The following is a 19,142-nucleotide window of genomic DNA, read 5'->3' as shown; positions in this document are numbered from 1 at the left end:
CTCTCTTTAACTTTCATTTTTTATTTTCTGCAGGAAATCTTTGACATCCTCCATATAACCATGTTTCTTAATCAAGGAGGTTAAAAGTTCCTTATTATGTCCTGGATAGTTATCTTCACGACGTAGTTCTTCATACATTTCGATAAAAGGAAGGTCCTTAGACTTGGCCAATTCTAACTCTGCTTCATAATCATAGGAAACTTTTCGGAATAGAATATTTACCAATTCCCCATCTTCAACCTCTATGATTGCATATTGAGCCCTGTGATTTTTCAAGGCCGACCAATCAAAATAGGGCATGCCAATCGTACCTGGATTAATAATTTGTTGCCCTTGACTTCCATAACGAAGCAACTGCTTGTGAACATGACCGTAAACAGCTATATCCGTTTCTTCATCCAGCAAATGATCAAAATTTGAAGTCTCATTTGTCACCTGTAAAGCTCCACCATAGTTTTTATCAGGTAAGTTATGACTAAGAGAAAAACGCAAACCATCCACTTCAATCTTGTCAAGAAGTGGCAAACTTCTCAACCAGTCAATATGCCGAGTATCAAGTCGTTCCATCAAATACTGAGTTAGGCGCAAAAGTTGTATTTCTTGAGGATCTTCCAAGCCATAGACACCATCTAAAGCTTCTAAAACACAGTCATCCCAATTTCCCCTGACTGCCACAGTGATTGGTAAACCTTCCAAACGATCCATCAAATCATTTCCACCAGGTCCAGGAAGAAAAAGATCACCCAGAAGCCAGTATTCGGTCGCTCTTAGCTCTTTAGCATCATTTAGGACTGCTTCTAAGGCAGTCGTATTTCCGTGTATATCAGATAAAATGGCAATTCTTTGTTTCATGCTTGCTCCTTAAGTAAATGACTGTTTAGTTTGAATCTAGTATATCAAAAACTGACTAAAAACGTGAAAACCATCCTCCGGATGGTTTATCTTATTAGGACTTATTAATCATTTTAGAAACGGTAGAGTTTATGATTTTTACTCCTCACCAGCAATCACAGTTCATCTACTTCTTATGTGTCACTCGCTATACTTCAAAACTATTAATTTTGAATACGAAAAAAGCAGGTGACAATCACCTACTTTGTTGAGATATTATTGTCCAGAAATAAGCGGAGCAAGAGATTTATAAGCACCTTCAATAGCCTGCTTCATAGCATCACGTCCTGTTTTCAACTGTTGAAGAAACAGGTTACGATTTTGTTCTGGAACTACTGTATCATCCGGACCAGCGGCTGAAAGCGTTTTGTTAAATGTTTCTCTTGAAGTTTCCATAGACTCAATTGCTGGTTCTACTTGTTGATTGTATGCTTCTTTTCCAGCTTCTGGAACTTTATTACCGATTTCAGTAATGTATTTCTTATAGTTGTCAATCAACTTACCAAAAAGAGCTTTCATATCGCCAATTGTTTTAGCATTGTCAATTTCTTCATCTGTCAAAAGAACAATTTCTGGAGTTTTTAGATCTGAACTAGCTGTTTTTGATGAAGTTTCAGAGCTACTTGATGAACTCTTTGAAGTAGAAGTTTTTTCTACAGAACTTAAAGCTTTATCAGAAGATTCTGAAGCTGATTTTCCAGAACATGCTGCTAAAGTTATAACCGACAAAAGCGCTACACTAGCTGTAACAATTTTTTTCATTAGTGTCTCCTATTAATAAAGAATAGGAATATTATATTATAAAATTATTTTATTGTCAAATTATTTCGCCATCAAATATTCTAAGCATTCTAATGGTTACTTCACATTGCTTGAATTTTTCTCACTATGTGACTAACAATGATTTGAAAATTAAGTAAATAAGTCCGGCTATAAAATCAGACTTACTCTGTTGTAATACCTAGCTTTTCACTACTTGAACAATATCTTGAAAATCCTCTGAAAGAGCATCATATTGATTGTTTACATATAGAAAGTAGCCTTCTATGCCTCTATGGATAATAGCGTTAACCGTCGGGTGAAATTCTTTATCCGTCGCATTAATGACAAACTGTGTCATTTCAAAGGCTACCTCGGGAGCATATTGAAGTTTCTCAATACCAATTCGAATCATCAAGGCTTGGACATTTTCTGGTGAAATAGAATCCTTTTGTGCCTTCCCGTTTAACATCCCGAAAATATAGGCTGCTGCTAACTGTCTGTCAAGATCCTCATCCAAATCGATCGTAACTAAACTTAAAAATTTATCGACCATTTCAATAGTCTCGTTTGTAATAGTATCGTTCATAATAATGGATGTTTTATATTACTAAACTAATGTTTTTTCTGAAAAAATTTGATTAACTACATTTCATCAAAGAAAAATAGTTTAATTTAAACTTTCCCTATCTATTTCGTCAGAAAGTCTAAATAGTATATCACATAATTCTTCAAAGTCCAAAGCGAGATTGCGTACACCCACTATTAACTGTGAAATTGCCTCTCTATCTATCTTCTTATCTTGTTTTATAGAATTGGCTAACTTTTCATTTCCTTTTTTTAGCCAATCTACATGATTTGGAATGTAGTCTGATAAATAGTCTGAAAAGTCACCTAGATCGTCTACTGGAAACTTCAACTCGGATTGACTTGTTTGAATCAATGAAATATTTTCTAAGACCTTATTCAATTCTTTCTCAATTGTCATTTTATTCTTCTTCCTTGTCTAATTCCTTCTTCAGTTTTTCTTAAATTAATTGAACCATCTTAAATTAATAACTTGACTAATCTTTCCGTTTCTACTAAATACTTCCAAATGGTCTTTATGCATACCATCCAAGTAGATCTGATCACCTTTTTTAAGTCCAGAAATGCTCTTATCTACCACCTCATAAATAGCTTGTCCATCATAGTATCTCTTCGTCTTTCTAACCGATTTTTTCAACTGTTGACCAAAATCAGTTTCAAATAATTCTTGCATATTATTTACAGGTGTAGGAATCGTTCTTCCCCCAACTCTTCCTTCAAAGTGATGACCAATGGTACGACTAGGTAGTTAATTAGAGGAATAAGTCTAGTATAACAAAAGCTTTTGAGAATATAAAAAATGTGACAACACTAGGCTATCACATTTTTATAACGAACTAGCCTTATGGCCAATTGAAATTTTTTAATTCCCAATTTGTAAAATTAAGCTAGACAGAAAAAGCCATCTATGTTAGGCTCAGATAAACACCACATTTGTCTGAAAGGAACTAACATAAATGACCTATACTCATCTTACCACAAACGAGCTTGTAATGATAGAGGTTTACTATCAAGAAAACATAAAAGTTTCAGATATTGTGACTTCACTTGGCAGATCAAAACAGACAATCTACAATGTCATCAACTATCTGAAAGAGGGGCACTCTGCTTATGATTACTATAACCGATATAAAATCAATAAGAAACTCTGTGGCAGGAATAAAACCAGTCTTACGCAATCAGAAAAAGATTTTATCCAATATTTTCGAGCGTCCAAGCTATGTATTTTTTATTGCTGTTATAGGGATTTTTTATCATAGTCCTAGAATTTCTGAAATTTCCAAACAAAATATTTGAAAAGTTTTGAAAAAAGAGTTAAGATACCTTTGTAATATACAAAGTAAACGCTTACTTATCAGGGAGGGCATTTTATGTCATACAAAACAAGCAATGCAGAAGGTCATGTAGATTTCATCAATACCTATGATTTGGAGCCAATGGCGCAACAAGTTATTCCTAAAGCGGCATTTGGCTATATCGCTAGTGGGGCGGAAGATACTTTTACTTTACGTGAGAATATTCGCGCCTTTAACCACAAACTCATCGTTCCGCATACTCTTTGTGATGTTGAAAATCCAAGTACAGAGATTGAATTTGCTGGTGAAAAATTGTCTTCACCAATCATTATGGCGCCTGTTGCGGCTCATAAATTAGCAAATGAACAGGGTGAAGTGGCGACTGCGCGTGGTGTGCATGAGTTTGGGTCCCTCTATACAACTAGCTCTTACTCTACTGTAGACCTTCCAGAAATTACGGAAGCCCTTCAAGGGACACCTCATTGGTTCCAATTTTACTTTAGTAAAGATGACGGTATCAACCGACACATCATGGACCGTGTGAAGGCTGAAGGTTATAAAGCGATTGTCTTGACGGCAGATGCTACTGTAGGGGGCAATCGCGAGGTGGACAAGCGTAATGGTTTTGTCTTCCCAGTTGGCATGCCGATTGTTGAAGAATACCTGCCAGAAGGAGCTGGTAAATCAATGGACTTTGTTTACAAATCAGCTAAACAACGCCTATCTCCACGTGATGTAGAATTTATCGCTGAATACTCAGGATTACCAGTTTACGTTAAAGGACCACAATGCCGTGAGGACGTTGAACGTTCGCTTGCTGCAGGTGCTTCTGGTATCTGGGTAACCAACCACGGTGGCCGTCAAATCGACGGTGGACCAGCTGCCTTTGACTCACTTCAAGAAGTAGCAGAAACAGTTGATAAACGTGTGCCAATCGTCTTTGACTCTGGTGTTCGTCGCGGTCAGCACGTCTTTAAAGCCTTGGCATCAGGTGCGGATCTAGTGGCTATTGGCCGCCCTGTCATCTATGGTTTGGCTCTCGGTGGTAGTGTCGGTGTGCGTCAAGTCTTTGAACACTTGAATACGGAATTGAAGACAGTCATGCAATTGTCTGGAACTCAGACTATTGAGGATGTCAAACACTTCAAACTCCGTCACAACCCATACAACCCAACCTTCCCAGTTGATCCTCGTGACTTGAAATTGTATTGATAAAGTAGCTTGCCTCCACTAAGTGTGGAGGTTTTTGCTTGTGTTTTAATCACTTTTGTCATAAAGAATCCCAATTTGTAAAATTAAGCTAGACAGAAAAAGCCATCTATGTTAGTTCCTTTCAGATAAACACCACATTTGTCTGAAAGGAACTAACATAAATGACCTATACTCATCTTACTACAAACGAGCTTCTAATGATAGAGGCTTACTATCAAGAAAACATAAAAGTTTCAGATATTGTGACTTCACTTGGCAGATCAAAACAGACAATCTACAATGTCATCAACTATCTGAGAGAGGGGCACTCTGCTTATGATTACTATGAACGATATAAAATCAATAAGAAACGCTGTGGCAGGAATAAAACTAGTCTTACGCAATCAGAAAAAGATTTTATCCAAACTCATTTAGAACAAAATGGGAGCCTTGATGTCATTAAAGGAACTTATCCAGATAGGGTTTCTTGTTCTATGAGAACTCTCTATCGACTAGTAGACCGTGGTATTCTAAAGAAAGAGGATCTCCCTTGGAAAGGCAAGAGAAAACCAAATGGTCATAGCGAAAAACGAGGAAAACAAGCGTTGCGCAGAGATTTACGTGAGAGAGCAGACAGTTATCCTAATTTTAAGACGGAATTCGGTCATCTAGAAGGGGATACAATTGTCGGAGAAAAACACAAAAGTGCAGTCATTACCTTAGTAGAACGCCTCTCAAAATCTATTATCACACCGAAAACCAATGGACGGAAAGCAAGTGATATTGAGGCCTCCATCAATCAATGGATCTGTTTCATTTTGCAAATTTCAATCTTCTTCATCAAACATATAAGAGTCATATTGCTCAATTTGATTTTTTGTATCTTCCTGTGATTCTATTACATTACTTAAAAACTGCATAGATACAATTTCGTCATCAAGAAATAATTGAACTCTCCAACCCAATTCCATTTTTTCTTTAATTATTCCAATTGGTTCATGACTAAAATCTCGTATAATTTTCACGATTTTTATCTCATTACAATCCGATTTTATTTTAGCGATAAATTTATGCATAATTTCTCCTTTTAAAAATCTTCAATTGTATTTATTCGTTCACCAGGTAAACTCATCTTCCATGCCAACCCTAAAAATACTCATTGAAGGTAACTGGGAGAATTACTTCTGGTCGATTTGCTAAGTGTGGATATTGTGAAACACTATAGGTAAATCGACAGGAATGCTTCCTACAAGAAAGTAGCTTAAAAAGACAATAGTTAATAAATCTAGTATAACAAAAAATCTCCGAAGACGTGAAAACCATCCAAAATTATTTGAATAGTTCATCCTATTAGAACTTATTTTACGTTTTAGAGATGATAAATTTGTTTCAAATTAGGAGTTATTTATTCCTCATCAGAAAACATAAGTTCATCTATCTTTTCTCTGTCCTTAGCAATTCCTTTGTATGACTCAATTGTATTACTAAGGAATTCCATATTTACTTCGTGATTGTTTTTATATAAATATATTTGAGCACTTAATGCTTTAAGGCTACCTAAGAGGTCCTTCATTTTTATTAATTCCTCTAAATCAAGATAATCACATTCTAATAAAACTTCTCCCTTTTGGATCTTATTTTTTATTTCACCAATTGATAAACCAACAAAGTTTCTTATCAATTTACAGGCTTCAAAAATATTATCTGACATTTTAACTTTTGAATAGATTACTGACATAATTACTTCCTTTTAAAAATCTTCCATTATATTAATTCGTTCACCTGGTAAACTCATCTTCCAATTTCCTCCATGCCATCCGTAAAAATGTTCATTGAAAGTAACTGGGAAAATAACCTCAGGTCTATTTGCTAAGTGTGGATATTGAGAAGCACTATAGGTGTGATGACCTTGGAGTGTTTTTCCATCAAATTTTGCTCGTTTAGCATTAAACATAACCAAGAGAATCCGAAAGAAAACTTTCAAGTATGTCATCCCAAGAATTAAATATTTCAACTACACCTGAAGATGGTGTATCTAATTCTTAGTAATCGTGATTCCTTAGGATATGAACAATCATTTGACTTCAAAACCATAAAAATATTTTCTTCCTTCCATCCACTCTCGCTTGGATACATCTTCAATGTAGTCTACCATAGAATAGATATCTTTTTTTGAAATCGTTTCATTGACTTTGACTGGAACTCTTTTACCAGTATATGTAGAAAGAAGAGCGGATTGAAGGTATTTATGAAATTTACCTTCAACTTGAATACCTGCATACAATGAGGCCATGATTTCCTTAGCAAACATTCCTGGAAATACAGGATTGCCCTTGTAATAATAGGTATCTGGCTCTCTACAATCATGTACCAGAGTCCATAATTCTTCAACCTCTTCCTTAGTCGATTCATCCGTCAACAATTTCTGATCATAAAAATAATAATCTAATGCATCTTTGATCGCATATTCAATGTCTGAATCGCTATCTTCCCACTCGTCCCAAAGTGCAAGCAAATAAGGAACCACTTCATAGGACATCGTGTCCACAGCACCCGTAACAAATGTAAAAATTGCAAATTCCGACGTATCGGATAAAAATCTAAAGTTAGAAACATCCCTTAACTCTTCATTGTTACAAATAGAGCAAAAAAGCCGAATACACAAATTCAAGACAGATTCATCTTTAGTTTGATTCATTAGTTCAATCAACAATGATTTAACTGAAAAATCTCCCTTTTTTAAAATCTCTGCAAAGAGTAAAATACACTCTTTTTCATCAGTAATAGACTCTAAATTAGTTTTCAACTCTTCAAGAGACAACGGACTAACTTCACCAAAATCTACTCCAGTCAGTAATAAATTATTTTCCATACCATTACCCATCTTATCTTAACCCTTCATTTTTTTGCCATCTTAAAACTTTATTTTATATACCTTTCTAGAGGATCCGTCAGTTTTTGCATAAAATGTAAAAGATTAAGGCTTAATTCCATTTCTATTTTCTTTATAATCTATGACATACAGACCATTCTCAACTACAAATTGTAAGCGTCAATTTACTTTAATACCTTCAACCACTTCAGAGCTTACTTCAATTCTAAGTTTAGGAAATATTTCACTCAATGGTACGACCAATCATTGACTGAATATAGTGTATTAAAGGGATAAATCTAGTATAACAAAAAACACCCATAAAACGCTAAAACCATCCACATGAATATGAATGGTTTAGACTATATTTAAATTAGACTTGTATAGTAAACTAGATCTCCGCTGTGTCATCATCCTCATCATCTACAACTTCAACATTCAAGTGGCCATCATCTAGGTATTCTTCTTGAGTGATTTCACCACTTTTAAGCAAGAATTTTTTATTGAGGTTTGTTAACAATTTATCTGCATCATCCAGTAAGACTTCCAGTCTTCTAAGTCCCCAAACAGTCTCGAGAATTCCATTCGTATAAGACTTATTTTCTGAAGATTCAATAGAATGTATTTGACTTTCTAAAAGCTCAAGACCAGTCTTTAATTGGTCAACACTTGAATCCCAATCTGATTGAATATCTTCGATAAAATCATCTAAGTCCTCCTGATTAAGGAATTCTCCATTAAATTTATCATTTAATGACGAACAAACCTGATACAATCTTTCCAATATTTCTTTCATTTTCAAATGTTCCTTCCCAATGCATTCTTTGTTTTCACATCATTAACCGATCCATCTAAATTAATTACTTGTTTAAATTTCCCTCTCTTATCAAATACCTCAATATGGTCTTTATGACTACCATCTAAGTATAACTGATCACCTTTTTTAAGACCAGGAATACTCTTATCTACCACTTCATATATGGTTTGTCCATCATATTGTCTCTTGGTCTTTCTCACCGAACTTTTTAACTGTTCACCAAAATCCGTCTCAAAAAATTCTTGCATATTATTAACTGGAGTAGGGATCAATCTTCCCCCACCTCTTCCTTCAAACGCTTCAATCTTTTGTTTGTGATCGATTGAGATTTGTTGGATACGATCTGCTAGGTCATCCATCTTGGTTGAGACTTTTAATTTTGGTAGATCGACTGGGACGTCATCTACAGTAAAAAAAGCAAGTCGATTCTTATTCCCAAGGGAGTCAAGCGTGTTGTGAATATTTTGGCGGTCAGTTTCAATGGCATCGCTAAAGTTCCGTACTTTGTTTGAAAGTCCCTCTGTACTAGCTGAGATGGCTTGATTCTTCACATTTGAGACACGGTTCTTGAAGTGATCAAAACCTTCTCCTGCTTGAACCTTGACATCACCTGCCTTGGTCTTGATGTCCGTCCAGGCTGTGTTGGCTCGTTCTTTGATGTTGGCCTTGAAGCTGGTCGCTTCACCACTGTGGATATCGACATTGCCTGTTTGACTTGCTCGGTAGGCCTTGTATTTACTACCAAGATGACCAATAGTACGACCAATCATTTGACTGGTAGTAAAGTATTAGAAGTATAAATCTAGTATAACAAAATCTTTTGAGAATATATAAAATGTGATAACACTTGGATATCACATTTTAAATTATAAGACTACAGTTTAACAATGACTTGCTCACGACCTGCGAATTCATCGATTTCTTCCTGCCACAATGCTTTCAACTCATCATCAACTACAATGGTACTTCCGATTTCTTCCATTTCTTTAATACGTTCTTCAATTGATGGAATATAAACAACGGGACTTTTTATCTTCTTTAAAAACTCAATAAAATCAATATTAAAAGAAATATATTTTTGTTTTTCATGATCATAAAAAGCTATTTTATTATAATTTCTAGCATCAATACCAATTAAAATACTATTACCAAAACTATCCTTAGCAATTGGCAAATAATAGTTATCAATAAAATCTTCTAAGAAGCCTTTCTCAATTAAGTAGTTAAAATTACTATAATACTTAGCCAAAGAAAAACCGTAAAACGAATGGATATCTGAACTTACTTTATCAATTCTAAAGGTAGCATCAATTGTATCTCCTCCATTATACTTTAATAAAAACTCTTTATATTTTTCAGGTAATGAAATAGAATAATGTTTCTCCAATTTTTCTACTTCATCTAGTACTCCATCCGTTTTAAATGGGAAAATTCTTAACATAGCATTTCCTTGTTCTCAGTTCAGCTTATCACCATATCTTAAACTAATATTCTACATTCCAATCCTGCCAACCAACGTAGTAATTAACAAGATATGCTCATACATCTTAACCTTATCTAGATGATCCACATCTTTGAATCCACCTAATGCTAACAAGGGTACAAAGCCAAAACACTGATCGTAATCTAACAGACCATATTGTTCAATCGCTTCATTGTAGAGTGGCAATTCAAAATAATCATCTGCAAAATCGGGTTCATTAACAAATTGTAGAAACAAAGGGAGGTTCTCAAAAATAGTCATAAATACTCCATCTTTGTATTTTACCATCCTTAAATATTTTCCTTCTTCACATACAATCATATCTCCAAAAGCCGTCGCAAATATTGGAATAGCAACATTACCCCTAAAATATGAATCTTTAATTAACTCAATATAGTCATCTGGATTTATAACTTTTAGATAACCATTTAAAAAGGTACCCAAACCTTGGTTTTCCCAAATCACAACCAATTCAACAGGGACTTTATCCTTATAATTTTCAATCACCTCTTTTGGCATGTCTGCAACTTTTAAAAAATCTGAAATCATCGATACTCCTTTCAATAAGTAAGCCTTACATTTAAATATGTACTCTGTAGTTGTTCTGGAGACATTGTTTTAGCCATTGCCCGAATCTGCTCATCAACATAATCAATACGATATCTCCATTGAATTCCAATAGATGAGTTGACACCTGTATCGCCCATGCCACCAATCTTATCTGGATATCCTCCAGCTATCTGGTCAGGATTGTGAAGAGCAGCTTGGGTATCTAGCCATTCTTGCGCCTTCAGTTTTGCTTCTGAACGAGATAAACCACTCTCAATAAACTCGTTATACTTATCTGAGAAAGCATTCTCCCTTGCGACTCGTTGAGCAGCATTTCCTTCTAAAGCACGACCTTCAGCGATATATCTTTCACGATTATCAAGATATTCCTGAACAGTCAACTCGTTCATTCCATTTTGTTGATCTGCTAATTGACGTGAGAATTCTTCTTCAGGATGTTTTGGATTGCGATTAAATTCAACTTGTATCTCTTCAATGCGTGGAATGTCATCTATATGTTGAATTTTTGGAGTTTTATTACTAGTTCTTCCCCCACCTCTGCCTTCAAACGCTTCAATCTTTTGTTTGTGTTCGGCTGAGATTTGTTGGATACGATCTGCTAGGTCATCCATCTTGGTTGAGACTTTTGATTTTGGTAGATCGACTGGGACGTCATCTACAGTCACAAAAGAAAGTCGATTCTTATTCCCAAGGGAGTCAAGCGTGTTGTGAATACTTTGTCGGCCAGTTTCAATGGCATCGCTAAAGTTCCGTACTTTGTTTGAAAGCCCCTCTGTACTAGCTGAGATGGCTTGATTCTTCACATTCGAAACACGGTTCTTGAAGTTATCAAAACCTTCTCCCACTTGAACCTTGACATCACCTGCCTTGGTCTTGATGTCCGTCCAGGCTGTGTTGGCTTGTTCTTTAAGGTTGGTTTTGAAGCTGGTTGCTTCACCACTGTGGAGGTCGACATTGCCTGTTTGGTTTGCTCGGTAGGCCTTGTATTTACTACCGAGATGACCAATAGTACGACCAATCATTTGACTGGTAGTAAAGTATTAGAAGTATAAATCTAGTATAGCAAAAACTTTTGAGAATATAAAAAATGTGATAACACTTGGATATCACATTTTTAATAATATTGTTTATTTTAAAAATAATAAATCTGCTTCATTTTATGAATTTCAATCTTCTTCATCAAACATATAAGAGTCATCTTGCTCAATTTGATTTTTTGTATCTTCCTGTGATTCTATTACATTACTTAAAAACTGCATAGATACAATTTCGTCATCAAGAAATAATTGAACCTTCCCACCCAATTCAATTATTTCTTCCAGTTTTTTTCTAAAAACCTTCAATTGTTCTAAATTCAAATATTCTGTTTCAACTACAGATGTATTATTGGCCATTTTTTCTTTAATTATTCCAATTGGTTCATGACTAAAATCTCGTATAATTTTCACGATTTTTATCTCATTACAATCCGATTTTATTTTAGCGATAAATTTATGCATAATTTCTCCTTTTAAAAATCTTCAATTGTATTTATTCGTTCACCAGGTAAACTCATCTTCCAATTTCCTCCATGCCATCCGTAAAAATGCTCATTAAACAATTATCAAAATCACTTGATCATCAGACAATAATCACAATTCAATTGTAGCACCTTCATGCAAAAAAACCACCTCAAGAGTGGCTTTTCAATATCATTCTTTTATTCCGGAAGGTGAATATGTAAGGTATATCCAGCTTCAGCGAGTTGTTGTGAGACTACATTTAAATACTTCACAGCATTCTCAACTAAGTCATACATAAAATGTATTGAAATGATAATTTCATTAAAATTATCTCCATACTTTTGAACATACTGCTTACTATCAAGGTAAAGAAGATAATTGTTGAGCTTATCTTCAAGCAAATCAAAATGTTCATCTTCATATTTCCAGTCACAGGTATCTATAATCAATAACTCCAGATTCCCATTCACAACTCCCATTGTATCAATTTGTTCTGTTTCGAATACACTCATTTTCCTAGCCTTTCTTTACAATAATCCACAATATATTCATTGATCCATTTATCCTTATTTTGGAAGCTCCCAAATTCACGCTTTGCGATCAAATCTTCAGCCATTTGGAGTGCCTCTGCGTACTGCTCCCGGTGGATCATTAACAGCATTCCTATTAAATCATAACCCACAAGGCTTGGTCCATTCTCGACTGCATAGGCATAAAAATCTTCAAATGTTGGGAAGCTATTTATTAGTTTTAAGACTTCTTCATGCACTTCTGAGAGTACCTCAAAAACCTTGGATTCAACTTTTTCTAAATCAAGATCCTCCATCGACCATTCTTCTTTGAACATTTTATATGGTAATGATAAACTATCGACTGTAAAGGCTCCTACTGCTCGAAGACTCATTGGCTCCTGCGAATTACTCGGCATATCAAAAACTTCCCAAAAGATATCATCAATAATATAGGGTTTGATTGAAGGTTGAATTGTTATAGAAAACTGATTATCTGGAAATTTAATATCGATCATATATTTAACTAGATAGTCTCCTACTTTATCAAAAAACCTCTCACTTCTTGATTTAAGTTTCAATCGCTTAGCTGCCACGCGGACGCATTGGTTTAGTTCTTTTTTTAATTGTTTATCTATTTTTGAAAATTTAACCATTCAATCACCTCACTAATCTGGTCTTATTACTGGTATTTTAGTTCCAGGTGGAATTTCGAAGCCACCTCTAAATACTCCTTTCCCTTTACCAACAACATGAGCATTTGCACCATCTTTAATCAATTGAAATGCTTTTTCTTGGTTTGGAGTAAGCGGAGCGCTAACAGAGGATTTATACTCTTGAATCAATAACTGACCGGTTTCTTTATCATACCCCATAGCATCAACTCGAGTACGAACAATTTCACCATCGGGAGTCTCGACGTCAATCGTTATTTGTTCCTCAACATCAGTAGCAATTTTCTTAAAGTCTTCTAATCTTTCTAGTTCGTACTGACGACCCTGATTTCGAATATTTGCCATATGATCAGATACTTTTTTCCAATCCATTGGCTCTCTAGGAACCGCCCCCTGTTTCGCTTTTCTTTCTAAGTATCTTTCGTAACGATCTTGAACATCAGGATCAGTAAATTTACCATCTACAAACTCAACGTTAGCACGTTTATCCGTTTGGCCACCTCTACCCTCAAACGCTTCAATCTTTTGTTTGTGTTCGACTGAGATTTGTTGGATACGATCTGCTAAGTCATCCATCTTGGTTGAGACTTTTGATTTTGGTAGATCAACCGGGACGTCATCTACAGTCACAAAAGCAAGTCGATTCTTATTCCCAAGGGAATCAAGCGTGTTGTGAATATTTTGGCGGCCAGTTTCAATGGCATCGCTAAAGTTCCGTACTTTGTTTGAAAGCCCCTCTGTACTAGCTGAGATGACTTGATTCTTCACATTCGAAACACGGTTCTTGAAGTTATCAAAACCTTCTCCCACTTGAACCTTGACATCACCTGCCTTGGTCTTGATGTCCGTCCAGGCTGTGTTGGCTTGTTCTTTAAGGTTGGTTTTGAAGCTGGTTGCTTCACCACTACGGATATCAACATTGCCTGTTTGACTTGCTCGGTAGGCCTTGTATTTACTACCAAGATGACCAATGGTACGGCCAATCATTTGACTGGTTGCTAGGTTTGTCAAGGCCATCTGAGGGTCTTCCATAAAGTCATGCCCAAACTGAGCTGCATCATAGACATTTGCACTCATATGAGCAAACTTCTCAGCAGCCAGGAGAGACTCCGAAGCTGTAGTGCCTGCTACCTTAGTAGCTGTGGATAGACCACCAGACGCCAGCGTCGTAACTGCCTCAGCTCCTGCCCACCAGCGTTGCTCTGTTGAGAGTACATCTCCAGAGATCGTCTCTCCAACTCCTGCTCGATAGAGTGCTTCTCCTCCTAAAAGGGCAATACATGCCAAAATCGCAAAAGCTAAAATCCCACTTGAGGAAACTGTGCTGACAATTTCGATACATAGTTCTACCGCTGAAATGTATCCTGTATTATCGGTAACAGAAAAATATTAGAATAATGAAAATGTGATAACACTAGGTTATCACATTTTAGAAATAAAATAAATTTAAAGTCAATTGTAATTTTTAAAATTACTCCTCTTCAGAAATCTTCAAAAATGCTTGTTTGAAATCCTCATACATTTCAAAAGCAATTTTCATGACATCACGAAAATCAACGTAGTCGGAAATCACTGGCTGTTTTATAATATAATCACGTGCAATCATCAACCTAGCATATCTAGTCCAAGGAGAACCAAGAAGCACTTCCTTTCCCTCGTAAACAACCCAAATTAACTCCAATCGGCCAAACTCAAGAGCAAAATGAAAACCAAATTGAAATTTTCCGACTGATTCCAAATCAATATAGAAAAAATGTTCTCGTTTATCATAATGAACTTTGTAGCCTAATAATTCAACAATCTCCATCAGAAAATCGCCATCAAAATAGTCTAACTCCTCTCCCTTTGGAGTTCTTTCTCTACTGTATTTTTTAGAAATATTTTCATATCTTTCTACAAAATTAATTTCCTTTAAAGCTTTTTCAACTTTTGGATTCAATGCCATTTTATTCCTCCGTAAATCTTAATTCAACATCGTACTCTCTTGCAATATTTTTATATCTCTCAATATCTGGCAAAAATCTATTAGTCGCGGGGACTTCCAGTATATATTTACCTTCTAACTTTAGACCATCCAGCTCTGGATATGCATTTGAACGAATAGTTTCGCCAACAGAATATTTATCATGAATTTCCTGTAAATAACCTCTAAAAGTTTTCTCCTGAATCTTATCTAAATCTGTAGCTTTACGAGAGATGATTTCCCCAAAATCAGGATCATAAGAATCTAGACGTTTCCCGTTCTCTAAATTCACCTCATGATATTGATACAAATCGCTTTCCTTAACAGTTTTATTAAACCTGTTCCCACGAGCAATAGGAGAATTTTGAGTATAATAATCACTTGCCTCTTTCCAATCCAACCGGTCTCGAATCTTATTAGCTTCAATCCCAAGTTTCTGTTTACCCTGAACATACTTTTGATATCTTTCTTCAAGTTCAGGATTATCAAATATACCATCTTTATTAAGCAAAGATTTCGAACTTCTATTTCCACCTCTGCCTTCAAATGCTTCAATCTTTTGTTTGTGTTCGACTGAGATTTGTTGGATGCGATCTGCTAGATCATCCATCTTGGTTGAGACTTTTGATTTTGGTAAATCGACTGGGACGTCATCTACAGTCACAAAAGCAAGTCGATTCTTATTCCCAAGGGAATCAAGCGTGTTGTGAATATTTTGGCGACCAGTTTCTATGGCGTCGCTAAAGTTCCGTACTTTGTTTGAAAGCGCCTCTGTACTAGCTGAGATGGCTTGATTCTTCACATTCGAAACACGGTTCTTGAAGTTATCAAAAACTTCTCCCACTTGAACCTTGACATCACCTGCCTTGGTCTTGATGTCCGTCCAGGCTGTGTTGGCTTGTTCTTTAAGGTTGGTTTTGAAACTGGTTGCTTCACCACTGTGGATGTCGACATTGCCTGTTTGACTTGCTCGGTAGGCCTTGTATTTACTACCGAGATGACCAATAGTACGACCAATCATTTGACTGGTTGCTAGGTTTGTCAAGGCCATCTGAGGGTCTTCCATAAAGTCATGCCCAAACTGAGCCGCATCATAGACGTTTGCACTCATATGAGCAAACTTCTCAGCAGCTAGGAGAGACTCCGAAGCTGTGGTGCCTGCTACCTTAGTAGCTGTGGATAGACCACCAGACGCCAGCGTCGTAACTGCCTCAGCTCCTGCCCACCAGCGTTGCTCTGTTGAGAGTACATCTCCAGAGATCGTCTCTCCAACTCCTGCTCGATAGAGTGCTTCTCCTCCTAAGAGAGCTGTACCTGTCCCAAATGCTACTGGTGCTAGGGTGCCTCCCGAAGCAATACTACCTACAACTAACAAGCCAACACCAACGATTTTAACACCGTTTTCTACCCAGCCAAGCCACTGTTCATTGTCCTTGGACCAAGTAGACTTAAGACGCTTGTACTCCCCCATTTCGGTTGGATAGAAGCTATCCACCAACTTTCTATCTGTCAGGTCCTTAATCTTATTATAGGTTTCTTTGTCTGACTGTTCAAGTTCTTTTAGACGCTGTTTGGCAACTTTTAGCTTTTCATTGTATTTAACTGCAGCGGCAGGGATCGGACTTTTATCACTATTTAGAATATCAGATAAGGTAAAATGTTTGGTTTCTGTTGACGTCTGCTCTACCGGCCCAGCCAACCCACTGTTTATATAGGTTGTTGTTGTTTCTTCATAGGTTAAATGATCTGACTTGTATTGGTTTTTCCCTTCATTGACCTTATTGAGAGCTTCTACTGCATCTTCAAGACCACTGATATACTTATTCTCGATATTCTGAACAACTTCGCGATGAATATCCTTCAGAGCATCCATTATTTTCAGGACTTTATGTTCGGCTTCAAGAAAGTCTTTTTCTGGCATTTCCTTGCCCAGAGTGGCACCTCCTTGAGCAATATAAAGGTCAGCCAAGTCATTATCTTGGACGATGGTTGCGGCTTTAGAAATATCATTGAGCAAGTCAACAACTTGTTGAACATTGTTCTCCATGATGCCCAAATTTTTGCCCTTTTCAAAATCACTTTTATTTGTATAATATTCTGTCATCAAGCTCCCCCTTCATTGGTTCGTCCACTGTAGAGGATAGCATCTTCTGATTTTGGCCCTTTATAATCAGGTTTAGACTGAGTTTCTTTTATATTCTTACGCGTCAACTCAAAGGCCTGTTGAGGATCTTGTTCCAGTGCTTTTCGTGTCTCAGCGTCAAGCTCTGGATTCACCAAAGCTGCATTGACAATGTCCGCAGCTAATAGTTTATCTGTATCAATCATCGTTCGATAAGTCGTCTGGATATGATTAAATAGGAGTTCAGTCAAGGATTGAAAAGTTTGGGCTTTCGCTGTAAATCTATTCAATGATAGTTCGTTTACTCTAGACTGAAGAGAGCCTTCTTTACAGACTGCTGGTACTTTTTCAACCAATCCCTGCAACTTAATGGTCAGATCTGTTGTACTCGTGACCAACTCACGCGCCGCTAACAAGAGCTCCTCTTGCTCTGTCAAGGAAATACTAATCTTTGGCATGGCTCTATCCTCACTTTCAACTGCTTGATAATCTCTTTTTCCATTTCCCCCGTGCTTACGGATCGAATCCTTTCTTCCAGCATATCATACTGGTAAATACCAGACGGAGCCTCCAAATAGAGATAGGCTGTAGTTTTTTTCTTACCAGAATACGTTAAAACATTCAGCGCTGGTTTATTCCCATAGTATATCAACAAGCGCTCATCAGAATAGGGTCTCCAAGAAGAAGCTAACGGATTCACATCTCTACTTGGATTCTGGTCGCTTAAAAAGTCGTGGAGTTGAATCGTCATTCCAAGAAAATGAAAACTATGGATCCGATTCACAGTATATGCGTTATCACCAACCTTTTCGATAACAATATGATACCAGCGATTCGAATCTACTAACTGAGCACAATAGAAATGCTGATCTATCTCACAGTGTGAAAAGGCTTTTTGATACTGCTCAAGATAAATACCTCTTGCCATACATGCTGTCGTTGGATCGTTATTTTCATCAATCAATCCCATATTTCTAAGGTCTTCATAGCCTTGTTCCAAAACTTGCTTTAGTTGTTTTAGCTTTTCTTCCTCTGCTATTTCTGGTAGAGGTAGAAGGAAAATCTCCTCACTAAAACCATTATTGCTAATCATATGCAAGGCATACAATGCTTCTAATGAAAAATTCATATACTATCTATTTCCTTGATCTTATTTGCATCTTTTATGTGATAAAAAAGAGTCTCCAAACCATCTGCTGCTTCGTGTAATTCACCTACAGCATCCGCAAAGTCAGCTTGATATTGCAGGATAAAATCTTTTAAACCTAAATACTTCTCTTTTGTTTCACCAGACCAGAGAGATTCTTTTTGAGACAAAGCTCTGATCTGGGTAGGAATTGTCGAGTTGATAAGATTATGCACACTCTTAAGCTGGGAAATTAAATCATTTAGTTCACTATCATCATAAAGAATTGTATCATGTGCAAAACGGTCCTTAATATCATTAATATTTGTATCCATTAATTAAAAAAATCCTCCAAATACTTCAGCCCAATTTTCATCTATTCCCAAACGATCAAATCCTTTTTTGTCTTTATTGTACTCTGTTCTAATCTCGTCCATCTGACTTTGAAGAGAAGCAATTTGAGTATTCAACTCATTATAAAGATCCATAAAAGAAGAGTTTGAATTTTGAACAAAATCGACATACTCTTGAAGTATATTTCGATTTGTCTTTAATTTACTTGAAGCATTTTCTATATAAAAGTAACCACTTTTGCTATCAATCTTTTGGGTAATATCGTCAATATAATTAATGTATTCATCCATCTCCGATGTTGAACGCTTATAGTTTAAATTATTATTTTCAATGCCCTGAACAACCTTCTTGTATCGGTCTCGTTTAGCCTTGATACTATTGTATTGACTTCTTAATGCAGCATCGCTTGACATAAACTACCTTGCC

General features: G+C 36.2%; 25 protein-coding genes. 2 read left to right on the top strand and 23 right to left on the bottom strand.

Annotated elements, in window-relative coordinates:
- Positions 1-6: 6 nt before the first annotated feature.
- The 4 genes from PCY06_RS06770 to PCY06_RS06755 form a co-directional block, all read right to left on the bottom strand.
- A complete protein-coding gene (locus PCY06_RS06770; protein WP_082307733.1) occupies positions 7-852 on the bottom strand; it encodes a metallophosphoesterase in 846 nt (281 codons plus the stop codon).
- 255 nt (positions 853-1,107) lie between these two features.
- The gene (locus PCY06_RS06765; protein ID WP_082307734.1) at positions 1,108-1,653 is read right to left on the bottom strand and encodes a hypothetical protein; all 546 of its coding nucleotides are present in this window, start codon (positions 1,651-1,653) and stop codon (positions 1,108-1,110) included.
- Positions 1,654-1,852: 199 nt separating this feature from the next.
- Positions 1,853-2,239: an Imm48 family immunity protein gene (imm48, locus tag PCY06_RS06760; protein ID WP_082307735.1), complete on the bottom strand. Its 387-nt coding sequence runs from the start codon at positions 2,237-2,239 to the stop codon at positions 1,853-1,855.
- 81 nt (positions 2,240-2,320) lie between these two features.
- On the bottom strand, positions 2,321-2,638 hold the full coding sequence (locus tag PCY06_RS06755; protein WP_082307736.1) for a hypothetical protein: 318 nt from the start codon (positions 2,636-2,638) through the stop codon (positions 2,321-2,323).
- Between the two features lie 970 nt (positions 2,639-3,608).
- Between PCY06_RS06755 and lctO the strand changes: the two genes are divergently transcribed.
- Both lctO and PCY06_RS06745 read left to right on the top strand, forming a co-directional pair.
- Positions 3,609-4,745 (top strand): L-lactate oxidase, encoded by a 1,137-nt coding sequence (lctO, locus tag PCY06_RS06750; RefSeq protein ID WP_082307738.1) that lies wholly within the window; start codon positions 3,609-3,611, stop codon positions 4,743-4,745.
- A 161-nt stretch (positions 4,746-4,906) separates the two neighbouring features.
- On the top strand, positions 4,907-5,617 hold the full coding sequence (locus PCY06_RS06745; RefSeq protein ID WP_225791195.1) for an IS30 family transposase: 711 nt from the start codon (positions 4,907-4,909) through the stop codon (positions 5,615-5,617).
- Here the strand turns inward: PCY06_RS06745 and PCY06_RS06740 are convergent.
- The 19 genes from PCY06_RS06740 to PCY06_RS06650 all read right to left on the bottom strand — a co-directional run bounded on the left by PCY06_RS06740 (position 5,552) and on the right by PCY06_RS06650 (position 19,129).
- Positions 5,552-5,800, bottom strand: coding sequence for a hypothetical protein (locus PCY06_RS06740; protein WP_082307739.1), 249 nt, complete (start codon positions 5,798-5,800; stop codon positions 5,552-5,554). The two genes, PCY06_RS06745 and PCY06_RS06740, sit on opposite strands and share 66 nt — an antisense overlap.
- A 329-nt stretch (positions 5,801-6,129) precedes the next feature.
- Entirely contained in the window at positions 6,130-6,462 is a 333-nt protein-coding gene (locus PCY06_RS06735; RefSeq protein ID WP_225791196.1) for a hypothetical protein, read from the bottom strand.
- 12 nt (positions 6,463-6,474) lie between these two features.
- Positions 6,475-6,678, bottom strand: a complete 204-nt coding sequence (locus PCY06_RS06730; protein ID WP_225791197.1) for a hypothetical protein — start codon at positions 6,676-6,678, stop codon at positions 6,475-6,477.
- Positions 6,679-6,798: 120 nt separating this feature from the next.
- On the bottom strand, positions 6,799-7,596 hold the full coding sequence (gene imm47, locus PCY06_RS06725; RefSeq protein ID WP_301389684.1) for an Imm47 family immunity protein: 798 nt from the start codon (positions 7,594-7,596) through the stop codon (positions 6,799-6,801).
- Positions 7,597-7,987: 391 nt separating this feature from the next.
- Entirely contained in the window at positions 7,988-8,392 is a 405-nt protein-coding gene (locus PCY06_RS06720; RefSeq protein ID WP_048777694.1) for a hypothetical protein, read from the bottom strand.
- A 2-nt stretch (positions 8,393-8,394) separates the two neighbouring features.
- A complete protein-coding gene (locus PCY06_RS06715) occupies positions 8,395-9,183 on the bottom strand; it encodes a hypothetical protein (RefSeq protein WP_225791198.1) in 789 nt (262 codons plus the stop codon).
- A gap of 104 nt (positions 9,184-9,287) precedes the next feature.
- Positions 9,288-9,854 carry an SMI1/KNR4 family protein gene (locus PCY06_RS06710; protein WP_048779257.1) on the bottom strand — a complete coding sequence of 189 codons (567 nt, stop codon included), beginning with the start codon at positions 9,852-9,854 and terminating at the stop codon, positions 9,288-9,290.
- Between the two features lie 51 nt (positions 9,855-9,905).
- On the bottom strand, positions 9,906-10,445 hold the full coding sequence (locus PCY06_RS06705; RefSeq protein ID WP_048779254.1) for a T6SS immunity protein Tdi1 domain-containing protein: 540 nt from the start codon (positions 10,443-10,445) through the stop codon (positions 9,906-9,908).
- 11 nt (positions 10,446-10,456) lie between these two features.
- Positions 10,457-11,488 carry a polymorphic toxin type 15 domain-containing protein gene (locus PCY06_RS06700; protein ID WP_225791199.1) on the bottom strand — a complete coding sequence of 344 codons (1,032 nt, stop codon included), beginning with the start codon at positions 11,486-11,488 and terminating at the stop codon, positions 10,457-10,459.
- Positions 11,489-11,632: 144 nt separating this feature from the next.
- On the bottom strand, positions 11,633-11,965 hold the full coding sequence (locus PCY06_RS06695; protein ID WP_048778043.1) for a hypothetical protein: 333 nt from the start codon (positions 11,963-11,965) through the stop codon (positions 11,633-11,635).
- A gap of 200 nt (positions 11,966-12,165) precedes the next feature.
- Positions 12,166-12,480 carry a DUF6572 domain-containing protein gene (locus PCY06_RS06690; RefSeq protein ID WP_048778045.1) on the bottom strand — a complete coding sequence of 105 codons (315 nt, stop codon included), beginning with the start codon at positions 12,478-12,480 and terminating at the stop codon, positions 12,166-12,168.
- Positions 12,477-13,133, bottom strand: a complete 657-nt coding sequence (locus PCY06_RS06685; protein WP_048778047.1) for a hypothetical protein — start codon at positions 13,131-13,133, stop codon at positions 12,477-12,479. The genes PCY06_RS06690 and PCY06_RS06685 overlap by 4 nt, the downstream gene beginning before the upstream one ends.
- A 12-nt stretch (positions 13,134-13,145) precedes the next feature.
- A complete protein-coding gene (locus PCY06_RS06680; RefSeq protein ID WP_082307744.1) occupies positions 13,146-14,438 on the bottom strand; it encodes a hypothetical protein in 1,293 nt (430 codons plus the stop codon).
- A 184-nt stretch (positions 14,439-14,622) separates the two neighbouring features.
- A complete protein-coding gene (locus tag PCY06_RS06675) occupies positions 14,623-15,096 on the bottom strand; it encodes a hypothetical protein (RefSeq protein ID WP_082307745.1) in 474 nt (157 codons plus the stop codon).
- Between the two features lies 1 nt (position 15,097).
- Positions 15,098-17,218, bottom strand: a complete 2,121-nt coding sequence (locus PCY06_RS06670; RefSeq protein WP_082307746.1) for a hypothetical protein — start codon at positions 17,216-17,218, stop codon at positions 15,098-15,100.
- Positions 17,218-17,694, bottom strand: coding sequence for a hypothetical protein (locus tag PCY06_RS06665; protein WP_048778624.1), 477 nt, complete (start codon positions 17,692-17,694; stop codon positions 17,218-17,220). The genes PCY06_RS06670 and PCY06_RS06665 overlap by 1 nt, the downstream gene beginning before the upstream one ends.
- Positions 17,670-18,365, bottom strand: coding sequence for a hypothetical protein (locus tag PCY06_RS06660; protein ID WP_048778621.1), 696 nt, complete (start codon positions 18,363-18,365; stop codon positions 17,670-17,672). The genes PCY06_RS06665 and PCY06_RS06660 overlap by 25 nt, the downstream gene beginning before the upstream one ends.
- Positions 18,362-18,697 carry a hypothetical protein gene (locus PCY06_RS06655; RefSeq protein WP_048778619.1) on the bottom strand — a complete coding sequence of 112 codons (336 nt, stop codon included), beginning with the start codon at positions 18,695-18,697 and terminating at the stop codon, positions 18,362-18,364. Before PCY06_RS06655 ends, PCY06_RS06660 begins: the two co-directional genes overlap by 4 nt.
- 3 nt (positions 18,698-18,700) lie before the next feature.
- Positions 18,701-19,129, bottom strand: a complete 429-nt coding sequence (locus tag PCY06_RS06650) for a hypothetical protein (RefSeq protein ID WP_048778616.1) — start codon at positions 19,127-19,129, stop codon at positions 18,701-18,703.
- Positions 19,130-19,142 lie beyond the last annotated feature (13 nt).

The sequence above is a fragment of the Streptococcus sp. SG1 genome (assembly GCF_030439935.1).
GTDB lineage: Bacteria > Bacillota > Bacilli > Lactobacillales > Streptococcaceae > Streptococcus > Streptococcus gordonii.
The sequence above is the reverse complement of the archived record's forward strand: the minus strand, read 5'-3'. Positions and strand labels throughout refer to the sequence as shown.

What these genes read in the sequence shown, in the direction of transcription:
- PCY06_RS06770 (WP_082307733.1), bottom strand. Translation starts at nt 852, where the DNA reads ATGAAACAAAGAATTGCCATTTTATCTGATATACACGGAAATACGACT.
- PCY06_RS06765 (WP_082307734.1), bottom strand. Translation starts at nt 1,653, where the DNA reads ATGAAAAAAATTGTTACAGCTAGTGTAGCGCTTTTGTCGGTTATAACT.
- imm48 (WP_082307735.1), bottom strand. Translation starts at nt 2,239, where the DNA reads ATGAACGATACTATTACAAACGAGACTATTGAAATGGTCGATAAATTT.
- PCY06_RS06755 (WP_082307736.1), bottom strand. Translation starts at nt 2,638, where the DNA reads ATGACAATTGAGAAAGAATTGAATAAGGTCTTAGAAAATATTTCATTG.
- lctO (WP_082307738.1), top strand. Translation starts at nt 3,609, where the DNA reads ATGTCATACAAAACAAGCAATGCAGAAGGTCATGTAGATTTCATCAAT.
- PCY06_RS06745 (WP_225791195.1), top strand. Translation starts at nt 4,907, where the DNA reads ATGACCTATACTCATCTTACTACAAACGAGCTTCTAATGATAGAGGCT.
- PCY06_RS06740 (WP_082307739.1), bottom strand. Translation starts at nt 5,800, where the DNA reads ATGCATAAATTTATCGCTAAAATAAAATCGGATTGTAATGAGATAAAA.
- PCY06_RS06735 (WP_225791196.1), bottom strand. Translation starts at nt 6,462, where the DNA reads ATGTCAGTAATCTATTCAAAAGTTAAAATGTCAGATAATATTTTTGAA.
- PCY06_RS06730 (WP_225791197.1), bottom strand. Translation starts at nt 6,678, where the DNA reads ATGTTTAATGCTAAACGAGCAAAATTTGATGGAAAAACACTCCAAGGT.
- imm47 (WP_301389684.1), bottom strand. Translation starts at nt 7,596, where the DNA reads ATGGAAAATAATTTATTACTGACTGGAGTAGATTTTGGTGAAGTTAGT.
- PCY06_RS06720 (WP_048777694.1), bottom strand. Translation starts at nt 8,392, where the DNA reads ATGAAAGAAATATTGGAAAGATTGTATCAGGTTTGTTCGTCATTAAAT.
- PCY06_RS06715 (WP_225791198.1), bottom strand. Translation starts at nt 9,183, where the DNA reads ATGATTGGTCGTACTATTGGTCATCTTGGTAGTAAATACAAGGCCTAC.
- PCY06_RS06710 (WP_048779257.1), bottom strand. Translation starts at nt 9,854, where the DNA reads ATGTTAAGAATTTTCCCATTTAAAACGGATGGAGTACTAGATGAAGTA.
- PCY06_RS06705 (WP_048779254.1), bottom strand. Translation starts at nt 10,445, where the DNA reads ATGATTTCAGATTTTTTAAAAGTTGCAGACATGCCAAAAGAGGTGATT.
- PCY06_RS06700 (WP_225791199.1), bottom strand. Translation starts at nt 11,488, where the DNA reads ATGATTGGTCGTACTATTGGTCATCTCGGTAGTAAATACAAGGCCTAC.
- PCY06_RS06695 (WP_048778043.1), bottom strand. Translation starts at nt 11,965, where the DNA reads ATGCATAAATTTATCGCTAAAATAAAATCGGATTGTAATGAGATAAAA.
- PCY06_RS06690 (WP_048778045.1), bottom strand. Translation starts at nt 12,480, where the DNA reads ATGAGTGTATTCGAAACAGAACAAATTGATACAATGGGAGTTGTGAAT.
- PCY06_RS06685 (WP_048778047.1), bottom strand. Translation starts at nt 13,133, where the DNA reads ATGGTTAAATTTTCAAAAATAGATAAACAATTAAAAAAAGAACTAAAC.
- PCY06_RS06675 (WP_082307745.1), bottom strand. Translation starts at nt 15,096, where the DNA reads ATGGCATTGAATCCAAAAGTTGAAAAAGCTTTAAAGGAAATTAATTTT.
- PCY06_RS06670 (WP_082307746.1), bottom strand. Translation starts at nt 17,218, where the DNA reads ATGACAGAATATTATACAAATAAAAGTGATTTTGAAAAGGGCAAAAAT.
- PCY06_RS06665 (WP_048778624.1), bottom strand. Translation starts at nt 17,694, where the DNA reads ATGCCAAAGATTAGTATTTCCTTGACAGAGCAAGAGGAGCTCTTGTTA.
- PCY06_RS06660 (WP_048778621.1), bottom strand. Translation starts at nt 18,365, where the DNA reads ATGAATTTTTCATTAGAAGCATTGTATGCCTTGCATATGATTAGCAAT.
- PCY06_RS06655 (WP_048778619.1), bottom strand. Translation starts at nt 18,697, where the DNA reads ATGGATACAAATATTAATGATATTAAGGACCGTTTTGCACATGATACA.
- PCY06_RS06650 (WP_048778616.1), bottom strand. Translation starts at nt 19,129, where the DNA reads ATGTCAAGCGATGCTGCATTAAGAAGTCAATACAATAGTATCAAGGCT.